This window comes from Microbacterium lacus (assembly GCF_044794305.1).
Taxonomy (GTDB): Bacteria; Actinomycetota; Actinomycetes; order Actinomycetales; family Microbacteriaceae; genus Microbacterium; species Microbacterium lacus_B.
Genome location: NZ_CP084996.1, coordinates 1,399,865 through 1,417,718, shown reverse-complemented (window position 1 = coordinate 1,417,718; position 17,854 = coordinate 1,399,865). Strand labels below are relative to the sequence as shown.

14 protein-coding genes are annotated in these 17,854 nt (G+C 63.6%); 9 read left to right on the top strand and 5 right to left on the bottom strand.

Annotated features, from left to right (window positions below; genetic code table 11):
* The first annotated feature begins 27 nt into the window (after positions 1 to 27).
* The 4 genes from LG299_RS06910 to LG299_RS06895 are packed head-to-tail and all read left to right on the top strand — an operon-like array spanning position 28 to position 4,901.
* The gene (locus LG299_RS06910) at positions 28 to 1,641 is read left to right on the top strand and encodes an AMP-binding protein (RefSeq protein ID WP_404434316.1); all 1,614 of its coding nucleotides are present in this window, start codon (positions 28 to 30) and stop codon (positions 1,639 to 1,641) included.
* Positions 1,642 to 1,663: 22 nt separating this feature from the next.
* A complete protein-coding gene (locus tag LG299_RS06905) occupies positions 1,664 to 3,262 on the top strand; it encodes an AMP-binding protein (RefSeq protein WP_404434315.1) in 1,599 nt (532 codons plus the stop codon).
* Positions 3,259 to 4,458 carry a thiolase C-terminal domain-containing protein gene (locus tag LG299_RS06900; RefSeq protein WP_404434314.1) on the top strand — a complete coding sequence of 400 codons (1,200 nt, stop codon included), beginning with the start codon at positions 3,259 to 3,261 and terminating at the stop codon, positions 4,456 to 4,458. Before LG299_RS06905 ends, LG299_RS06900 begins: the two co-directional genes overlap by 4 nt.
* Positions 4,455 to 4,901 (top strand): Zn-ribbon domain-containing OB-fold protein, encoded by a 447-nt coding sequence (locus LG299_RS06895; RefSeq protein WP_404434313.1) that lies wholly within the window; start codon positions 4,455 to 4,457, stop codon positions 4,899 to 4,901. The genes LG299_RS06900 and LG299_RS06895 overlap by 4 nt, the downstream gene beginning before the upstream one ends.
* Before the next feature lie 47 nt (positions 4,902 to 4,948).
* Here LG299_RS06895 and LG299_RS06890 read toward each other — a convergent pair whose 3' ends face one another.
* Positions 4,949 to 6,067 (bottom strand): CaiB/BaiF CoA transferase family protein, encoded by a 1,119-nt coding sequence (locus LG299_RS06890; protein WP_404434312.1) that lies wholly within the window; start codon positions 6,065 to 6,067, stop codon positions 4,949 to 4,951.
* A 133-nt stretch (positions 6,068 to 6,200) separates the two neighbouring features.
* Here LG299_RS06890 and LG299_RS06885 point away from each other — a divergent pair, with 133 nt between their 5' ends.
* The 4 genes from LG299_RS06885 to LG299_RS06870 all read left to right on the top strand — a co-directional run bounded on the left by LG299_RS06885 (position 6,201) and on the right by LG299_RS06870 (position 10,889).
* Positions 6,201 to 6,953: an enoyl-CoA hydratase-related protein gene (locus LG299_RS06885; RefSeq protein WP_404434311.1), complete on the top strand. Its 753-nt coding sequence runs from the start codon at positions 6,201 to 6,203 to the stop codon at positions 6,951 to 6,953.
* A 177-nt stretch (positions 6,954 to 7,130) separates the two neighbouring features.
* On the top strand, positions 7,131 to 8,276 hold the full coding sequence (locus tag LG299_RS06880; protein WP_404434309.1) for an acyl-CoA dehydrogenase family protein: 1,146 nt from the start codon (positions 7,131 to 7,133) through the stop codon (positions 8,274 to 8,276).
* Positions 8,276 to 9,310, top strand: coding sequence for a hypothetical protein (locus LG299_RS06875; protein WP_404434308.1), 1,035 nt, complete (start codon positions 8,276 to 8,278; stop codon positions 9,308 to 9,310). Before LG299_RS06880 ends, LG299_RS06875 begins: the two co-directional genes overlap by 1 nt.
* Positions 9,297 to 10,889 carry an AMP-binding protein gene (locus LG299_RS06870; protein WP_404434306.1) on the top strand — a complete coding sequence of 531 codons (1,593 nt, stop codon included), beginning with the start codon at positions 9,297 to 9,299 and terminating at the stop codon, positions 10,887 to 10,889. Before LG299_RS06875 ends, LG299_RS06870 begins: the two co-directional genes overlap by 14 nt.
* A 133-nt stretch (positions 10,890 to 11,022) precedes the next feature.
* Here LG299_RS06870 and LG299_RS06865 read toward each other — a convergent pair whose 3' ends face one another.
* The 4 genes from LG299_RS06865 to LG299_RS06850 form a co-directional block, all read right to left on the bottom strand.
* Positions 11,023 to 12,129, bottom strand: a complete 1,107-nt coding sequence (locus LG299_RS06865; protein ID WP_404434305.1) for a cytochrome b/b6 domain-containing protein — start codon at positions 12,127 to 12,129, stop codon at positions 11,023 to 11,025.
* 528 nt (positions 12,130 to 12,657) lie between these two features.
* Positions 12,658 to 13,647 carry an electron transfer flavoprotein subunit alpha/FixB family protein gene (locus tag LG299_RS06860; protein ID WP_404434304.1) on the bottom strand — a complete coding sequence of 330 codons (990 nt, stop codon included), beginning with the start codon at positions 13,645 to 13,647 and terminating at the stop codon, positions 12,658 to 12,660.
* Positions 13,648 to 13,656: 9 nt separating this feature from the next.
* A complete protein-coding gene (locus LG299_RS06855) occupies positions 13,657 to 14,433 on the bottom strand; it encodes an electron transfer flavoprotein subunit beta/FixA family protein (protein WP_404434302.1) in 777 nt (258 codons plus the stop codon).
* Between the two features lie 103 nt (positions 14,434 to 14,536).
* Positions 14,537 to 15,622, bottom strand: a complete 1,086-nt coding sequence (locus tag LG299_RS06850; protein ID WP_404434830.1) for an acyl-CoA dehydrogenase family protein — start codon at positions 15,620 to 15,622, stop codon at positions 14,537 to 14,539.
* Positions 15,623 to 16,016: 394 nt separating this feature from the next.
* Here LG299_RS06850 and LG299_RS06845 point away from each other — a divergent pair, with 394 nt between their 5' ends.
* Positions 16,017 to 17,819 carry a flavin-containing monooxygenase gene (locus LG299_RS06845; RefSeq protein ID WP_404434301.1) on the top strand — a complete coding sequence of 601 codons (1,803 nt, stop codon included), beginning with the start codon at positions 16,017 to 16,019 and terminating at the stop codon, positions 17,817 to 17,819.
* Positions 17,820 to 17,854 lie beyond the last annotated feature (35 nt).

Genomic DNA, 17,854 nt, shown 5'->3' with positions numbered 1-17,854 from the left:
ACGGCGGTCACAGACCAAGGAGGGTCCGTGAGGGTAGACAAGACGGTCGCGCAGTCGCTTGAGCATTGGGCTGACGCGAGGCCAGACCATCGCTTTCTGATCATTGCGGACAGCAGCAGAAGCTACGGCGAGGTGCGCAGCGAGGCGTGGAGGATCGCTGGAGCGCTCGCCGCTCGGGGTGTGGGTCTCGGAGATCGGGTAGCCGTGATGGCGCCGACATCGGTGCAAACGGTGACCACCCTGCTCGCCGTGGCCGGTCTCGGTGCAATCACCGTGCCGCTGAACATCTACTTGAAGGGCGATGCGCTGCGGCATCAACTGACGAGCAGCGGATGCAGAGCGCTGGTCACTGACGCTGCGGGTCTCGGGATGGTGCGTCAGCTCGTGTCTTCGCTTCCCGACCTCCAGTTCGTCGTGGTGGTCGACGGTGAGGCCCCGGACACTGACATCGCGGGCAGGCAGCTGATCGACTACCTGGCGCTCGCCTCGGAGGCGGCGCCGATCGTGCCTGTGAACGGGCGCGACGAGGACACTTACGCGATTCTTTACACGTCTGGGACCACCGGGCTGCCGAAGGGGTGCGTCATCAGCAACGGCCAGACCAAGCATTGGGCAAGGTACACCGAGGCCCTGTCGGCTCTGACGGACGACGATGTCGTGTTCACCGCCGCGCCACTGTTCCACGTCGGAGGACAAACCCCGTTGCTGGGCGCGCTCGCCGTCGGAATCCCGGTGGTGATCGAGAGCGGGTTCTCTGCGTCGCGATATCTGGCACGCGCGACCGAGGTGGGTGCCACCGTAGCAGTCGCCGTCGGCTGGATCGCGCAAGCGCTCTTGAAGCAGCCGCCCTCCGACTGTGACAAGTCGCACACGCTCCGAGCAATGTCGACGGTGCAACTCTCGGTCGCCGAGCAAGAGCAGTTCGCCGAGCGGTTCGGGATCCGCACACTGACCCAGCAGTACGGACAGACCGAGTGCTACCCGATCGCCTATAACCCTTTCGCCGAACAGGCCGTCAGCCCCTACACCGGGCGCCCCGCGCCGGCTCTGCACGTGGCGATCCACGACGACGCGGGGCGCAGCGTGGCTCCCGGAGTGGTCGGTGAAATCGTGGTGAGACCCCGCGAGCCGCACGCCATGTTCGAACGATATTGGGGCGACGACGCGGCGACAGTGAAAGCCTTCGACGGGCTGTGGTTTCACACGGGAGACCTTGGGCGGGAGGTCGACGGCGAGCTCCAGTATGTCGACCGGAAAAAGGATTCGATGCGGCGCCGCGGCGAGAACGTGTCGGCCTTCGAACTGGAGCGCACACTTGCTCGCTTCGAGAATGTCACCGGGGCCGCTGTCATCGGCGTAGAGATCGAAGGTGAACTGGACCAGTCCATCAAGGCCGTTCTCGTGGTGACGAACCCAGACACCTTCGATCTCGGCGCACTGGCGGCCTATATGGCGCACGAGCTGCCCTACTTCGCCGTCCCTCAGTACATCGAGATCGTTCCCGAGCTGCCCCGCAACGCTTCCGGTCGCGTGATGAAGGACCAGCTGCGAGCCGTCGGCGTGAACGACGCCACCCGGGACCTCATCGCCATGGGCCTGGGCGTCACTCGCGAACAGCGACGTGCCAGTACAACCGCCTGATCGACTGTTGGAGAGATTCCAGATGACTCACGAAACCCCCCTCAAACCCCCCGTCGAGAGATACCCGGGCAGATACGCGGCTGAATCTCCCGAACGCCTGGCGCTGATCCACGGAGGGAGCGGCTGGACGCAGACATACCGCGAACTCGATGACCGGGCTAATCGCGTCTCGCAGGTGTTCGCCGAGCGCGGTCTGGTTCCCGGCGACCACGTCATGATCCTTCTCGATAACCACGAGCGGTTCCTCGAGGTGGCATGGGGCGCCCACTACGCCGGTCTGGTCTACACGCCCTGTTCGACGCGTCTGACCGCCGAGGAGGTCAGCTATATTGCGTCTGACAGCGGCGCACGCGCAATCGTGTCCGCGAGCACGTTCGCTGACGTCGCGTCCGAGGTGGCATCCGGGCGTGCCGAGCTCGTGGTCCGCCTGGTGATCGACGGCGCGGTCGACGGCTTCGAGTCATACGAGGCTGCGGTCAATGCGGCCAGTCCCGAGCCTCTCCCGTCACCGCGAACCGCGGGCGCGGACATGCTCTACTCGTCCGGCACCACCGGACGCCAGAAGGCGATCGTGCGAAGCGTGAAGGCCGCCCCGCTCGAAACCGCCCCGGTCGGTGTGTCCTGGGTGGCGCGGAAGCTGTTCGGCTTTGATGAGAGCACGGTCTACCTCTGTCCCGCACCGCTCTATCACGGCGCGGGAATCCGCTTCGTCATGGCCGCGACGGCGCTCGGCGGCACTGCGGTCATCATGGACAAGTTCGATGCAGAGAAATACCTCGACCTGGTGCAGACCTACGCCGTGACGCACAGCCAGGTCGTGCCGACCATGATGTCGCGCATGATGCAACTGGGCGAGGATGTCCGAGCCGGATTCGACACCTCGAGCCTGCAATACTTCGTCCACTCGGCAGCACCATGCCCTCCCGCGCTCAAGGCGCAGGTGATCGACTGGCTCGGACCCGTGGTGTACGAGTACTACGCCGGAACCGAGAGCAACGGCGTCGTGTTCTGCGACTCGCAGCAGTGGCTGGAGCACCGCGGTACCGTGGGCCGTCCGATCGGATGCGAGATCTTCATCTGCGACGACGAAGGAGTAGTGCTTCCTCCGGGCGAAACCGGAACGGTGTACCTCGGCAACGGCTCATCGTTCGAATACCACGGCGATGCGGCCAAGACTGCGGCATCCAGGCATGCGCGAGGATGGAGCACCCTCGGGGACATCGGCCATGTCGACGAGGACGGCTTCCTCTATCTGACCGACCGCAAAGCCTTCATGATCATCTCCGGGGGCGTCAACATCTATCCGCAAGAAGCGGAGAACGTCCTGGCGACCCATCCGGACGTCTTCGACGTGGCCGTGTTCGGAATCCCGAATCTGGACTTCGGCGAAGAGGTCAAGGCCGTCGTCCAGCCGGTTCAGATGCCTGTCGGCGACGAGGCGTGCGAAAATTTCGAACGCGAGCTCATCGCATTCTGCAGGTCGCACCTCGCAGACATCAAGTGTCCGCGAAGCGTGGACTTCCGAGAAGAGCTGCCGCGTGATCCTTCGGGAAAGATGATGAAACGCGGACTCCGCGACGAATACGTTGCCGCAGGGAACGGAGCGGTGGGTGCGTCATGACTGAACAGAGAACTCTGCGCGGCAAAACTGCAGTCGTCGGCGTCGGCGAGAGCACCTTCTACAAGCGGGGTGGCTCGCCGGATTCGGAGTTCGAGCTTTGTCTCAAGGCGGTGATCGCCGCGGCGGACGACGCGGGCATCGATGTTCGCGATGTGGACGGACTCGTCTCCTTCGGAGGCGATAAAAACGAACCGCCCAAGATCGCGGCGGCTCTGGGACTGAAGGACCTCAGGGTCTCTGCCATGCAGGCGACGATCAGCGGCGGCGGCTCGAGCGGCCACGTCGGTCTCGCCGCTGCGGCCGTCGCGACCGGTATGGCAGACAATGTCATCGCGTACCGCGCAATCACGCAGCCGCCGGCGGCGCGATTCGGTCTCGGAGCTTACGGCGGCGGTTCCGTGTCGAACGAGGTCTCGGGCCATGGTTTGGGTGGGGTGACGGCGGCATACGGATTCCTCACCCCGGCTCAGAAATACGCTCTGCGCGCCCAGCGGCTGCTGGAGGTGGTCGGCGTAGACCCGAGCGCCTTCGAGGCTGTCGCGCGAACCGCATACCACCACGCGAACAGCAACCCGCATGCCGTCATGCATGGTCGCCCGTTGTCTTCCGAGGCGTACGAGGAATCGCGCTGGATCTCGGAGCCTTTCCATCTATATGACTGCTGCGCGGAAAGTGACGGGGCCGCCGCTGTTCTGGTCACCCACCGTGCGCAGGCGGAAGCACTGCGCGAGGATCCGGTCTACATACTCTCGGCCGCCGGCGGCGGCCCGCTGCGCGGGGCTGCTCAGGAGAACGTGCCCGACTATGTCACCGGGGGGTTCAAAACGCTGGCCCCGCGATTGTTCAAAGGGGCAGAATTGGCCCCCGCTGACATCGACGTGCTGCAGGTGTACGACAACTTCACCGCCGGAGTTGTCATGGCGATCATCGAGCATGGATTCTGCACGGCCGAGGACGCGGGGGAACTGCTGACATTCGAGAACCTCACGGTCGGCGGATCCCTGCCGTTGAACACGTCCGGGGGCAACTTCGCGGAAGCCTATGTGCAATCCATGCAGATGCATGTCGAGGCCGTACGTCAATTGCGCGGCACCGCGATCAACCAAGTCGCCGATGCCCGAACCTGTCTATGCGCGGGCGGTCCGATGACGTCAGTGAGCACGTCAGTCATCTACGGAACGAAGGAGCTACTGTGAGCACGGACCTGTACTTCCCGGAGCCGTTCGTGGCTCCGCGGCCGATGCCGGACGGCTTCGACCTGCCTCATTTTGACGGGCTGCGCGAGCACCGGCTGGTCCTACCGCATTGCGGACAGTGCGGTACCTGGACATGGCCCCCGGATGTCGTGTGCTGGACCTGTCATACCTTCGGACTCAACTGGGACGAAACTGAGCCGGAAGGGATCATCTACAGCTGGACGCGTGTCTGGCATCCGGCTCGTCCGCAACTCAGAGCCGCTGTCCCCTACATCGTGGCGCTCGTAGAGCTTCCTCATGCGAACGGCGTGCGTCTCATCGGCAACCTGCTCGGACCTGGGAACCAGGATGTCTCGATCGGCTCGGCCGTGAAGGGCATTTTTGAGGATGCGGAGGACGGAACCTATACGCTCCTGCAGTGGTCGATGGATTCACGAGTTTGACCCGCGGAGCCATAGGTGCATTCACCGTCAGCGCCGAGAACGTTTGATCAGAGTTGCGTGCTGGACGAGTTCCAGTCGGCGAGCACATCGTTGATCGTCGAAGCCCGCCGCGGCGGGGGTGATGGTGTGCCTGCAGGGGTCCGTGAGAACCGCGGTGCCGGCACGGCCTGGCTCATCCCCTCGACTTCCACCCTGGCCGATCGGGCGACCATGTGATGGTGCTGCGCGGCCTCGTCGAAATCGAGAACGGGCGAGACGCAGGCATCCGTGTCCTCGAAGATGTCTGTCCACTCGTCGCGCGTGCGCTGGAGGAAGGCTTCGGTGAAGATCGCGCGAAGCGCCGACCACTGAGCGGTGTCGCTTCGATCTGGGATGTCGTCTCGACGCACCTGGAGTCCGCGCAGCAGCTCATCGTAGAACTGCTCTTCGAGCGCGCCGACAGCCACGTACTTGCCGTCAGCGCATTCATACGTGTCGTAGAAGGGCGCGCCGCCATCGAGGGTGTTCGACCCCCGGATCGGATTCCATCTGCCCAGCTGGTGGAGGGAGAGGATCTGCTGGGACAGAATGCTCGCTCCGTCCACCATGGCGACGTCCAGGACCTGACCCTGCCCTGAGGTGGCACGCTCTACGAGCGCCGCTAGGACCCCCTGCACCAGGAGCATTGAACCGCCGCCGTAGTCGCCGACGAGATTGAGAGGCACGGTAGGGCGGCTATCGGGTCGACCGATCGCGTTGAGCGCTCCGGTGAGTGAGACGTAGTTGAGGTCGTGGCCGGCGCGCATCGCCAGCGGGCCGGACTGCCCCCAACCCGTCATGCGTGCGTAAATTAGTTTCGGATTCGCGTCAATGCACTCCTCAGGGCCAAAACCTAGCCGCTCGGCCACGCCCGGCCGGTTCCCCTCGATAAGAACGTCAGCGACCGCGGCCAGCCGACGTAGGTCGGCGATGTGTGATTGCTGCTTGAGATCGAGAACGGCCATGCGTCGGTTGCGCATCACGAAGTCGAAGTGATCCTGATCGAAGTTGTAGCCGGGCCGCTCGATGCGAACCACGTCAGCCCCGAGATCGCCGAGCATCATCGCGCCGTGCGGTGCCGGGCCGACGCCGCCAACCTCGACGATGCGTATCCCGCTCAGCGGCCCTGTTCGTGCTGCGATCGGCATCATCGACTCCTTCGTTGCAAGAACGGCGCATCGTGGCCGTCCGCCTATCTCGTCAGTTACAGCATCTCTTCCGCCAGCATTCATATTACTGACGAATAGCGTATACTTTCTCGTAGTGTCCCGAAGGAGCGTCATGCCGTCACCTCTTGAGATCGAAGTCGTCGACAGATGCCTCGTCATGACCTTGAATCGGCCAGAGCGACGAAACGCTGTCAACGCCGAACTCGGCCAGTTGATTCTCGAAGCCTCGGAGAGACTCGACTCCGATCCGATGCTGCGGGTGGGTGTCCTGCAAGCAAACGGCTCGACTTTCTGCGCCGGTATGGATCTGAAAGAGTTCAGCACGCTGGGTCCGCCGCGGGGCTTGTTCCGATTCGTCCGCCGTCAAGCGCGTAAGCCGTTGATCGCCGCGGTGCAAGGACCGGCATACGCGGGGGGCCTTGAAATCGTGCTCACCTGCGACGTCGTCGTCGCCTCGCGCTCCGCATCGTTCGGACTGCCCGAGGTCGGTCGGGGGCTCATTGCGGGTGCCGGGGGTCTCTACCGACTCCCGCGCAAAGTGGGGGAGGGTCTGGCGAACCTGATGGTCCTGACGGGCGAACCCATCGGAGCCCAACAGGCCCAGGATGCCGGGCTTGTTTCGGCACTAGTAGACGAGGCGGACCTACGCGATCGTGCCCTCGAGATTGCGCACCGCATGGCGGAGAATTCCCCGATTGCCGTGCGCTCCTCCAAGCGCTTGCTGGAGCACGCACAGGGAAACACGTTCTCGGAGTACTGGGATCTTCAGCGCTCGTTCATGACCGAGATCGGCGCAGCTCCGGACGCCTACGAAGGCACGGCCGCCTTCGTCGAGCGACGTCAGCCACAGTGGCAAACCGACTGACGCGCGTCCGGAACCCCGTCCGGCTGGCATGCCGGGCACGGGAGCACCGCCTGTCGGCGGTGCGGTAATATGTGACGATCATCGTATAGAAATGCGATGAGGGGACGACGCCCAGGTCTGCGTCCGTGCAAGCGACGCAGCGACGCCGCCGTCAATGCTTTCAAAGGAGAACAAGCAATGAGTGAAATCCTGGAAGATGTCCGGCAGATCTGCGACGACATCATCAAGCGAATTGATCGCAAGCACGTCGCCGACGCGGGACGCGCGAACGAGGTCCCCCAGAAGCTGTGGGACGCGTGGGCCGAATCGGGTCTGCTTGGTATCGGCCTGCCCGAGGAGTACGGAGGCATCGGCGGTGACACGACCGACCTGTTGCACGCGATCGACTGGCAGGCCTCTGCCGGTCTCAATCTGCAGGCTGCCACCCCGAATTTCATGTCACGGATCCCGGTCGTGAAGTACGGGACGGAGGAGCAGCGCAATGCGATCCTTCCGGCTACAGCGACGGGCGAATCGCGCTTCTCATTCGCCATCACCGAAGCTGATGCCGGCAGCAACACCTTCAAGATCCGTACGGCAGCGACCAAACAGCCCGACGGAACCTACCGTCTGACCGGTACGAAGTACTACATCACCGGGTTCATGGAGTCAGAGTGGTGCCTGGTTGTTGCGCGGACCACTCCATATGATCCGGAGCGCCGAACTGAAGGCATCAGCGTCTTTCTGGTGCGCCCCACTTCTCCGGGGGTGTCAGCGACAATCATGGACATCGGTATCCATAAGGCAGAGAAGCAGTACTCCATCGTGTTCGACGACGTGGTTCTCCCGGCCGACAGCATGCTCGGGCCTGAGGGCCAGGGACTCTCGGTACTGTTCGACTGTCTCAACCCCGAGCGCCTCATCGTTGCGGCCACGAACCTCGGCTCGGCCGACTACGTCCTGAAGAAAGCATCGGAATATGCGTCCGTGCGTGCCCCTTTCGATGTTCCGATCGCGACCTACCAGGGTGTTCATCATCCCCTGGCGGCGGCGAAGGCAAACACCGAGGCGGCGCGCGCCTATCTCTTCCAGACGGCGGCCGCCTTCGACCGGGGTGAGTCCATAGGCATCCAAGCCAGCGCCACGAAGTACTTGGCTAGTACGGCCGTCAGCCAGGCCACCAATGCGGCCGCCAATGTGTACGGCGGCGGCTTCGCCGATATGGACACGGATATCATCGGCTTCTTCCTCCAGGCGAAGCTTTCGGAGTTGGGTCCGGTGAACAACAGCATCGTGCTGAGCCAGATCGCTCAGAAGATGTTGGGAATGCCGAAGGGGTACTGATGGCCGAAACGACACTCAACTCTGGTATCGACTGGATGGACGTCACGGAAGGCCAGGCGGTGACGGGCTTCGATCTGCCCATGACGACGAAGGCCATGGTCCTCGCGTCCGCCGGAACGCGCGACTACATGCCGTATCACCACAACAGCGCGTTCGCCCTCAAGCTCGGGATTCGCGAGGCGTTCGTCAACACGACTTACCTGCAGGCTTTGATGAGCCGATGCGCGACCGACTGGGCCGGACCCCGCGCGATCATGGCTAGCATGTCGCTCACGATGTCGGATCAGCTGTGCCTGGGCGACGTCGCGCACGTCGAGGGTGTTGTGAGTCGCAAGTTCGCTGATGGCGAGCGACGCAGTGTGGAGATCGAGGTGACGATCACGACGAAGGACGGCCGGAAGGTCGCGAAAGCGCCCATCGTACTCGACCTTATCGCCGATGGGCTTGCACCTTCCCCGCGAGCGCTTTCCGTCGACCCGCCGGCTGTCGAGCTGGACGATGAGATGCCGATCACGCTGCGTGATCGACTGGACGAGCGGTTCACTCGGGAAGCCCCGTTCCCGGTAAGCGAGGCGCAAATCGGCTATTGGTGCGATATGGTTCGCGACGCGAATCCTGTGTACCAGGGCGGCAACGGTGGCGAGGTGATCGCACCCGCGGCGTCGATGTCCATCTGGAACCTGAATCGGGCACCACAGCTCGGCCTGGACTCGTCGGCCCCAGACGTGGACGCGCCGGACCAGGAAGCCTGGCCCAGCGCGGTCGCGTCGGATTGGCCCTTCGAGTGGCGTGCTCCGGGTGCACGAGAGGTGATCGTCCAGCGTCGGCACGCCGAGTTCGGCGCACCGATACGGCCCGGCGACGTCATTCGCTCGACGGCTCAGCTGCTCAACTGCTCCGGGTTGCGCAAGACGAAGCTAGGTGATGGGTACTTCCTCTCGCGCTACGAGGTCTATCAGAATCAGCGCGGAGACGTCATCGGTGCGACGACGATGTCGCTTTTCCAGTACGGGATCGATGATGAAGTCACCTAAATCGGTATCGCTGCCGGGCCTGATCCGGCTGCGCTCGCAAACGGAGGGCGACGCTGTCGCTCTCCGGACCGTTGATGACGAGAGCGCTTACACCTGGTCGGACCTGCACGAGTCCTCAATGGCGTGGGCAGGAATGCTGGCGCGGCTCGGCGTCGGCCACGGCGACGTGGTTGCGACGATGCTCGCGCGAGGCGATCAGGCGGCTGTGTCGTGGATCGGTGCGGCCGCCATCGGAGCGATGGAGGCGCCACTCAACCATGCGTTCAAAGGTGATTGGCTTCGGCGTGTACTCACAACGATCTCGCCCCGCGCGATCGTAATCGATGAGCGCTTCACCTCGATCTGGGAGCCGCTGCTTCCCGAGCTGACCGTCCCCGTGATCCTCAGCGGCCATGCCACGCAGAGGGGGTTCCTCTCGTCCGCGGAACTGCTGTCGGGTTCCTTGCCCCAGATCGCGCTCGTGGACGGCGGTCTCGCAGATCCCGCCTGCGTCATTCTCACGTCCGGCACGACCGGCAACTCGAAGGGCGTCATCGTCCCGTGGGGACGATGTGCCGGAACCATCCAGATCGCCGAGGCGCTGGATCCCGATGCAGACGGTACCTACTACAACCCGTTTCCTCCATTCCACTGGTCGGCGCGAGGGCCTCTTTATCGAGCAGCGGCTCGCGGCACGGGCCTGGTCACGCGTGAGGGCTTCCGTACCTCCGCGTGGCTGGATGATGTCCGCCGATTCGAGTGCACGGACACGCTGCTCATCGGAGCGATGATGGCCTTCCTCATGGATTCCCCGGAGCGACATGACGACGCCGACAACCCGATTAGGGCGTGTGTGGGCGGCCCTCTCCCGCCGTACGTCGAGGACTTTGCCCAGCGTTTCGGGATTGACCGGGTGGTGGCCACCTACGCGATGTCCGAAATCGTCAACGTTTTCCTCACGCCGGCAGGCTCCTCTGTGACGGCGGCGGACTTTCTGTCCTGCGGCAAGGAGGCGGGTTTCCCCGTCCGTCTGGTCCACGAGGATTCAACACCGGTAGAGGTAGGCGAAGTTGGTGAGCTTCAGGTCGGGGGAGAGGCGTCCACGCTCAATCTCGGGTACCTGAACGATCCGGTGGCAAGTGCCGCCGCGTGGACGGAGGACGGCTGGTTCAAGACGGGTGATCTGTTCCGGGCAGACGCGGACGGGTATCACTACTTCGTGGACCGGATGAAGGATGCGCTGCGACGTCGGGGCGAGAACATCTCATCTGCCGAGGTGGAAGTGATCGCGCTTCGACACTCGGCGGTTGCCGAATGTGCCGTAGTGCCGACTCCTTCGGAGTGGTCCGAGGATGAGGTCATGATTTTCGTCGTGGCGGCGCCCGGCGCCAGTGTCGAACCGGCCGAACTGACCGATTTCATGGCTGAGCACGTTCCGGCGTTCGCGGTCCCACGCTTCGTCGAGCTCATCGACGAGTTGCCAAAGACGCCGACGATGAAAGTGCAGAAGTCAGTGTTGCGTGAACGTGGACGCGGTCCTCACACGTGGGATCGTTCCCCACAGTCCGATCGACGAGCCGGCTCGTTGCTGGCAAAGTAACACTTGGGCATGCCGCGCCCTCGCGGATGCTTCGATGCAAACCACGCTCGTGGCGACCTAGAGCGCGGGAGTTCAGACCGATTGGCGGCCCGCAGGGCGCGGCCGGCGGCCGGATTCCCGACGGGCATGTTGATCATCGTGAGCTCACGGTGCCGAACAGCCGCGCTATCGGAGCCAGGATCAGCGGCCGTGCCGCGACCAATGCGGCGCCCACAGCGATCAACGAGGCGACGAACAGCCAGAATCCGAGCCAGTTGGCGGCGTACGCATCCGGCTGGATCGATCCTTGAGAGGCGAACATATGATTCAGATTTCTTAGGGCCCCGGTGGCGAGAACCAGCAGGACGTGCGTGACGATGAATACGCAGAAGTAGAGCATCGTCGGATAGTGGATGGCGCGCGCGACTTCGATGGGATACCACGACGAAAGCAGCTTGGCTCGTTTCGGCCAGATGCCTGACATTCGCACACCTGTCGCGATCGCGAGCGGCGCAGCGATGAACACCGTCGAGAAGTAGGCGATCTGCTGGAGAGCGTTGTAGTTCACCCAGCCGTTCTCCGTCGGCCAGTCGAGCGAGACATACTGCAACGCCGCGCTCACTGCGTTGGGAAACACATCCCACGACGTGGGGACGACTCTCACCCATTGCCCGGTCGTGAACAAGAGCACCACGTAGATCAGACCGTTCGTCACCCACAGGATGTCCAAGGATTGGTGGAACCACAACGACAGGTTAATCTTCCGTCCGGGATTGCCGCGGGGCGACCAGAAAGCGCTCGGGCGCGTTTCGTGTCGGACCTGAAGCCCGGACCGAATGATGAGCGCGATAAGGAAGAAGTTGAAGAAGTGCTGCCACCCGAGCCACGCCGGTATCCCCACGGGCGCACTATCCGGCAGATGGTACTCACCCGGGTATGTCCCGAGGAACTCCTGCATCACGTCGAGGCTCAGCAACCAGCGCACCGCCAGAACGGCCATCGCCGCGAGCACGACGAGTGCCGCTCCCCCCACGACTGCGGCGCCTAGCCACTGCGCAACCGAGTAGGGCCCCCATCTCTTCGGCTTGGGGCGCGTGTGCACGGGTCCACGTCCACCCGTGCCCTCGAACACTGTGCGCGTGAACGGCAGCGGTACCGATGGGTCGCTGCGTGGCACGACGGCAGTCTGCTCTGTGCCGGTGAGTGCGCCGGTCTTACCGGCGTCGACACCGTCGGTTCCGGGGGGCAGCTGCGCGACCATGACCGGCGCCGCAGGCGGGGCGGGAGCGGAGGCAGGCGGCGGCCAGGGTTCCCCACCCGAAGCTCGCGGAAGCCCGCGGCGGAGCGGTATCGAGTCGAGCGGCGAGGTCGCGATCGACAAAGCGGTGGCGGTGGCGTTAGTCGTCGGGCTCGGCGAAGCAGTCGGGCTCGCCGCGGGTGTCGCCATTCCAGCGGCGGGCGGCCACGGGTCTCCGCCGGCGACTCGCGGCAGACCCCGCCGCAGTGATGTTGGCGGGGCAGACGCAGGGTCGCCGGCGGGGCCGGAGACCTCCGCACCTGGCTCAGTGGAAGGCGTAGCGGCGGCGGTCGACGCGAGGGCAGCCGTTGCAACGGGAGCCGACCTCGGGGGAGGTGATGCCTGTGACCGAGTCACCAGCTCACGTTTCACCGCGTCCTCCGACCGCAGATCGGCTTCTTGCGGCGGAATCGCGTCAGCCGACGGCCATGATTCGTCGCCGGAACGCCGCGGCAGACCGCGTCTAATCGCCGTAACGTTCACTGACATCGCCTAGGCCCTCTTCGCCTCGATCTCAGCAATCAGCTGAGGCACGACAGTGAATACATCGCCGACAACGCCGAAGTCGGCGATGTCGAAGATCGGTGCATCACCATCCTTGTTGATGGCCACGATCGTCTTTGCAGTCTGCATGCCTGCGCGGTGCTGGATGGCGCCCGAAATACCCAGCGCAACGTAGAGCCGAGGGGAGACCGACACCCCCGTCTGGCCGACCTGGGCGGTCTGGGGCACGTAGCCAGCGTCGACCGCAGCCCGTGAGGCGCCGACGGCGGCACCGAGGGCATCGGCGAGTTGCTCCACAAGGATGAACTGCTCAAGCGAGCCGAGGCCGCGACCACCGGAGACAACCCGCTCTGCACCGCGGAGTTCGGGTCGACTCGACTCCTCGACGGCCTCCTCGAAAGACAGGATCGACGCGGACGGCGTGGTCGCGGACGATGCGACGATCGTATGGATTGTCGGGGAGTCGACGGCCTCGACGCGGGCTTCGATGGCCCCTTGGCGGACCGTGATCAACGGAGCGCCCCACGTCGCGGCAGATCGGATGTTGTACGCACCGCCATAGACGGAGTGCTGCGCCACTATGCCCTCGTCATCGCGCGAGACGCCCACCACATCGGCGAGCACCGCCGCGCGTGAGCGCGCAGCGAAACGACCGACGACGTCGCGTCCCTCGACCGAGTTCGAGACGAGGATGGCATCCGGGCGCACCGTCTCAACGGCCTTCACAAGGGCGTCGACGGTAGGCCCCGTCAGCGCCGAAGCAAGTCGATCGGTTTCGGCCACGAGAACGATAGAGGCGCCGAGCGCTCCCGCTGCTCCGGCCGCGGCATGTCCCTCACCTGGAGGAGTGACGACCAACGCGACCGGGGTTCCGACTTGTGACGCTGCTCCGATGAGGCCCGCAGCGCTCTTGGCGAGGCGACCTGCGGACAACACGTGCACCAGCACGAGTACCGAATCACTTGCGAACTCTGTCATCAGCGTCTCCTAAACCAATCGATTCTGCGCCAGGAAGTCGGCGAGCTTCTTGCCGGCATCGCCTTCGTCGAGGATCTTGACGCCTGCTGCGCGCGGCGGACGCTCGGACACCGAGACCATGATCGAGTGGGGGACCGCGGACTCCGAGAGCTCGACGCCGAGGTCGGCCAGGTTGAGTACCTCGAGAGGCTTCTTCTTCGCCGCCATTATGCCTTTGAAGTTCGGAAAACGGGCGTCCGGCAAACGATCCGTGATTGAGATGACTGCGGGAAGGGGCGCCGACATCTGCATAATGCCCGCGTCGCTTGAGCGCTGCCCGGTCACCTCGTTCTCGGTGATTGACACCGAGGAGAGGGCGGTGGCGTGCGGGACGCCGAGAAGCTCGGCGACCATGGCCGGAATGATTCCACCCGAGCCGTCTGTCGATAGGTTGCCCGCTACGACGAGGTCGTACCCGATGCGTCGCAGTGCCGCGGCGATGACTTCGCCTGTAACGCCGTAGTCGGCGCCGACAAGGGCATCATCTGCGACGTGCACCGCACGAGATGCACCCATCGCGAGGCCCTTGCGGATAGTCGCCGTAGCGGTCTCCGGCGCAAGGGAGAGTACAACTACCTCAGTTTCGGGATTGGCGTCGGCGTATCTCAGGGCGACTTCGAGCGCCCGCTCGTTGATTTCGTCCATCACCGACTCGCTCGCTGCCCTGTTGGCCAGGCCAGTCTCCGGATCGATCTCGCGTTCTCCGTAGGTATCGGGCACTTCCTTCACCAATACGACAATCTTCATCGATATCTCCCTCGCGCTCGCAGTGAGCGGCATCAAATTTGTCCTGCAATGATCGGCGTCACTTTACGCGGCCGTAATCGCCCCGGAGGAGGAAATTCGTCGGTCACAAACCCAGGTCGCGGCCGATGATTTCCTTCATAATCTCTTCGGACCCGGCCCAAATTCGCGTCACCCGAGCGTCCTTCCACGCGCGAGCGGCACGGATCTCGTTCATATAGCCCGCGCCGCCGTATAGCTGAACGCACGCGTCGATGACACGGTTCTGCACCTTGGCTGACCACCACTTCGCCTTGGCGGCGTCGACAGCCGACAGCTCTCGGTGGGCATGCTGCACCACCGCCGCGTCGACGAACGCCTGGGCAGTTTCGAGCTCGGTGATCAGCTCTGCTAGGAGGAACTTGTTGTATTGCATGGAGCCGATCGGCTGGCCGAATGCGACACGATCCTTCGCGTAGGCGAGCGTCTCATCGAACGTCTGGCGTGCGTGGGCAAGGTTGGCGACCGCCGCGGCGATGCGCTCCTGGGGAAGAAACGTCATCATGTGGAAAAAACCGTGGTTAAGCTTGCCCAGGAGGTTTTCTTTCGGTACACGGACGTCCTCGAAGAACAACTCCGCAGTGTCCGACTCCGGCTGCCCGACCTTGTCCAGTTTCTTTCCCCGGACGAATCCCTCCGTTCCATGCTCGACGGCGAACATGCTGATGCCTTTGGCGCCGGCATCGCGGTCTGTCTTCGCAGCGACGACGACGAGATCCGCGCTCAGGCCGTTGGTGATATACGTCTTGGATCCGTTGATGACCCAGCTGTCTCCGTCCGGGACGGCACGGGTCGACAAGTTTGCGAGGTCGGAGCCCACTGCCGGTTCGGTCATTGCGATCGCGCCCAGGATGTCACCGGACACGTAACCCGGCAGCCACCGTTCACGCTGCTCGGGAGAGGTCAGCTTCACCAGATAGGGCGCGACTATGTCGCCCTGGATGGAGAAGCTGGACGCGAAAGCCATGCTCTCCTTGGCGAGTTCTTCGAGGAAGACCGCGTTAAAGCGGAAGTCGTTGGCCTCGCTTCCGCCGTACTCCTCGGGCACCTCGAGGCCCAACAGGCCTGCCTCTCCGGCCGCCTTCCATACTGAACGTGGGATCGCGCGCTCCGCGATGATCGAGTCGTGGACGGGAACGACGTGTCGAGCCATGAAACCCCGCACGGATTCGCGGAAAGAGTCATGGGTCTCCTCGTACAGCGACCTCTTCACCAGTTGGCCCTCCTCGGGCTTGGCCGTGAGCTCTTAGACCCCACGATCATCATCGGCACTATGGGATCGTCGCGCACGACAGGCAGGTCACGGCGACCGTTAGGAGCCACCTGTCGCGGGAGGCGATCTTACTTAGACGAAAATCGTCTGTAATAAGATTACATCATCGAGCGCGGCTCGCAGGCGATCTCGGTGACATTCGTCCGACCGCTTGCAATTCCCGACCATTCGCGTCTACTATTTCCATAGAAGTTGACCCGATTCGGCGCGTGCACCCATCGGCGGGATGCATCACGCGCTCGGCTCGGCAGAGATCGCCAATGGTGGAGAGATAATGAGCACGTCGTTGACCGAGACCCTTACTGCCCCTCAGACGGAATGTGACGGGGTGATCGCCTGGCTTGAGGCGTTCGAGGAATTGTTGAGGGCGGAGGAGTTCTCACGACTCTCGGAACTGTTCCTGACTGATTCGCATTGGCGCGACATGGGCGCGTTCACCTGGGACCTCGGTAACGTCAGTGGGTTGGCGAAGATCGAGAGGCTGATACGCGCCTCCGCCCCCGAGTCTCGTGCGCATCAGTTCGGGCTCGCCCCGGGCCGCACTGCCCCCACGCGTGTGACGCGTGGAGGTGAGGAAGTGATAGAGGCGTACATCGTCTTCCGAACTGCAACAGGATATGCGGACGGGGTGGTTCGACTGGTCGCGACCGAGAACGGTCTTAAGGCGCGGTTGCTCCTCACACGGCTGGAGGGGATTGTCGGCGCCGAGCCGAAGCGGCCCGAAGGTGCGGGCTTCGATCGCGCCTCCGGCAGGAATTTCGTAGAGATCCGTGCGGAGCGCGCTCGATACGAAGACCGCGATCCGGAAGTCATTATCGTAGGCGGCGGACACCACGGACTGTTCGCCGCGGTAGCGCTCCAGGACCTGGGCGTCGACGTCCTCGTCGTCGATCGATTCCCCCGCGCCGGTGACAGTTGGCGCACCCGATACTCCTCGCTCGCGTTGCACAATGAGACGGAGATGGTGCACTTTCCGGGGATGCCGTTTCCGAAGTCGTATCCCGAGTATCTCTCGAAGGACCTACTGGCCGACTGGATCGAGATTTACGTCAAGGCCATGCAGTTGAACTATTGGAGCAGTACTGAACTCGTCAGTGGCGAGTACGACGACCTGGAGGGTCGCTGGACCACAGTCCTGCGATCTGCAGACGGCACCGAGCGGACCATGCGGCCGCGGCATGTCGTCATGGCGACGGGAGGAGTTGGCGGTCGTCCGGATCGACCGAATCTGCCCGGCATGGCTTCATTCGCCGGTGACGTGTTGCACACCAAGGAGTTCTCGACGGGTCGCGACTACGCGGGCAAGCGGGTGCTCGTGGTCGGCGTCGGCACGAGTGGCCATGACACGGCTCGTGAGTTGTACCTGAACGGTGCCAGCGTGACGATGCTGCAGCGTAACCCCGTCACCGTGGTCGATCTCAAAACCACCAACCTCGTCTATTCACCTGCATTCTTCGACGGCACGCCGACCGAGGTGGCGGACCTGATGAGCATGGCGGGTTGGGTTTACCCGCTGTTGAAAGAGAATCTTCGCAAGCTCGGCCAGATGTGCACCGACGCCGATCAGCCGATGCTGGACAAGCTCGAGGCGGCGGGACTACGTATCCGGTATCCGGAGAACGGATTCCTTTGGCAGGTTTTCGAGAGCTTCGCGGGGTACTACTTCAACGTGGGGGCGTCCGACCTGATCATCGCCGGTGAAATCAAGGTCATCCAGACCGAGGACGTCACGACCTTCGTGCACGAGGGACTCGAGATGAAAGACGGCTCGGTCCTGGCATTCGACGTGGCGATCCTCGCGACCGGTTATCAGAATCAGCGCGTCGAGACCGAGACACTCTTCGGGCGTGATGTTGCCGATCGAGTCGGCGACATCGGCGGTTTCGACGAAGTCGGCGAGCTGAGGAACACCTACAAGCCGACTGCGCAGCCCGGGCTGTGGTTTCTCTCGAGCGGCATCGCTTCCGGGCGACAGCTCGCGCCGAGCATGGCGGCCATGATCAAGGGCGCTCTCGCTGGCCACGTCACGGAGAACCGTTTCGGCTACATCGCCCAGCACGGCGGGACTCAGTTCTGACGCCCCCTCTCCACGGTTCACTCACTCATCATCTC

Excerpts from the sequence above, each read along its gene's own strand:
- LG299_RS06905 (WP_404434315.1), top strand. The coding sequence starts at position 1,664 with ATGACTCACGAAACCCCCCTCAAACCCCCCGTCGAGAGATACCCGGGC.
- LG299_RS06900 (WP_404434314.1), top strand. The coding sequence starts at position 3,259 with ATGACTGAACAGAGAACTCTGCGCGGCAAAACTGCAGTCGTCGGCGTC.
- LG299_RS06890 (WP_404434312.1), bottom strand. The coding sequence starts at position 6,067 with ATGCCGATCGCAGCACGAACAGGGCCGCTGAGCGGGATACGCATCGTC.
- LG299_RS06885 (WP_404434311.1), top strand. The coding sequence starts at position 6,201 with ATGCCGTCACCTCTTGAGATCGAAGTCGTCGACAGATGCCTCGTCATG.
- LG299_RS06880 (WP_404434309.1), top strand. The coding sequence starts at position 7,131 with ATGAGTGAAATCCTGGAAGATGTCCGGCAGATCTGCGACGACATCATC.
- LG299_RS06875 (WP_404434308.1), top strand. The coding sequence starts at position 8,276 with ATGGCCGAAACGACACTCAACTCTGGTATCGACTGGATGGACGTCACG.
- LG299_RS06870 (WP_404434306.1), top strand. The coding sequence starts at position 9,297 with ATGAAGTCACCTAAATCGGTATCGCTGCCGGGCCTGATCCGGCTGCGC.
- LG299_RS06865 (WP_404434305.1), bottom strand. The coding sequence starts at position 12,129 with ATGGTCGCGCAGCTGCCCCCCGGAACCGACGGTGTCGACGCCGGTAAG.
- LG299_RS06860 (WP_404434304.1), bottom strand. The coding sequence starts at position 13,647 with ATGACAGAGTTCGCAAGTGATTCGGTACTCGTGCTGGTGCACGTGTTG.
- LG299_RS06855 (WP_404434302.1), bottom strand. The coding sequence starts at position 14,433 with ATGAAGATTGTCGTATTGGTGAAGGAAGTGCCCGATACCTACGGAGAA.
- LG299_RS06850 (WP_404434830.1), bottom strand. The coding sequence starts at position 15,622 with ATGGCTCGACACGTCGTTCCCGTCCACGACTCGATCATCGCGGAGCGC.
- LG299_RS06845 (WP_404434301.1), top strand. The coding sequence starts at position 16,017 with ATGAGCACGTCGTTGACCGAGACCCTTACTGCCCCTCAGACGGAATGT.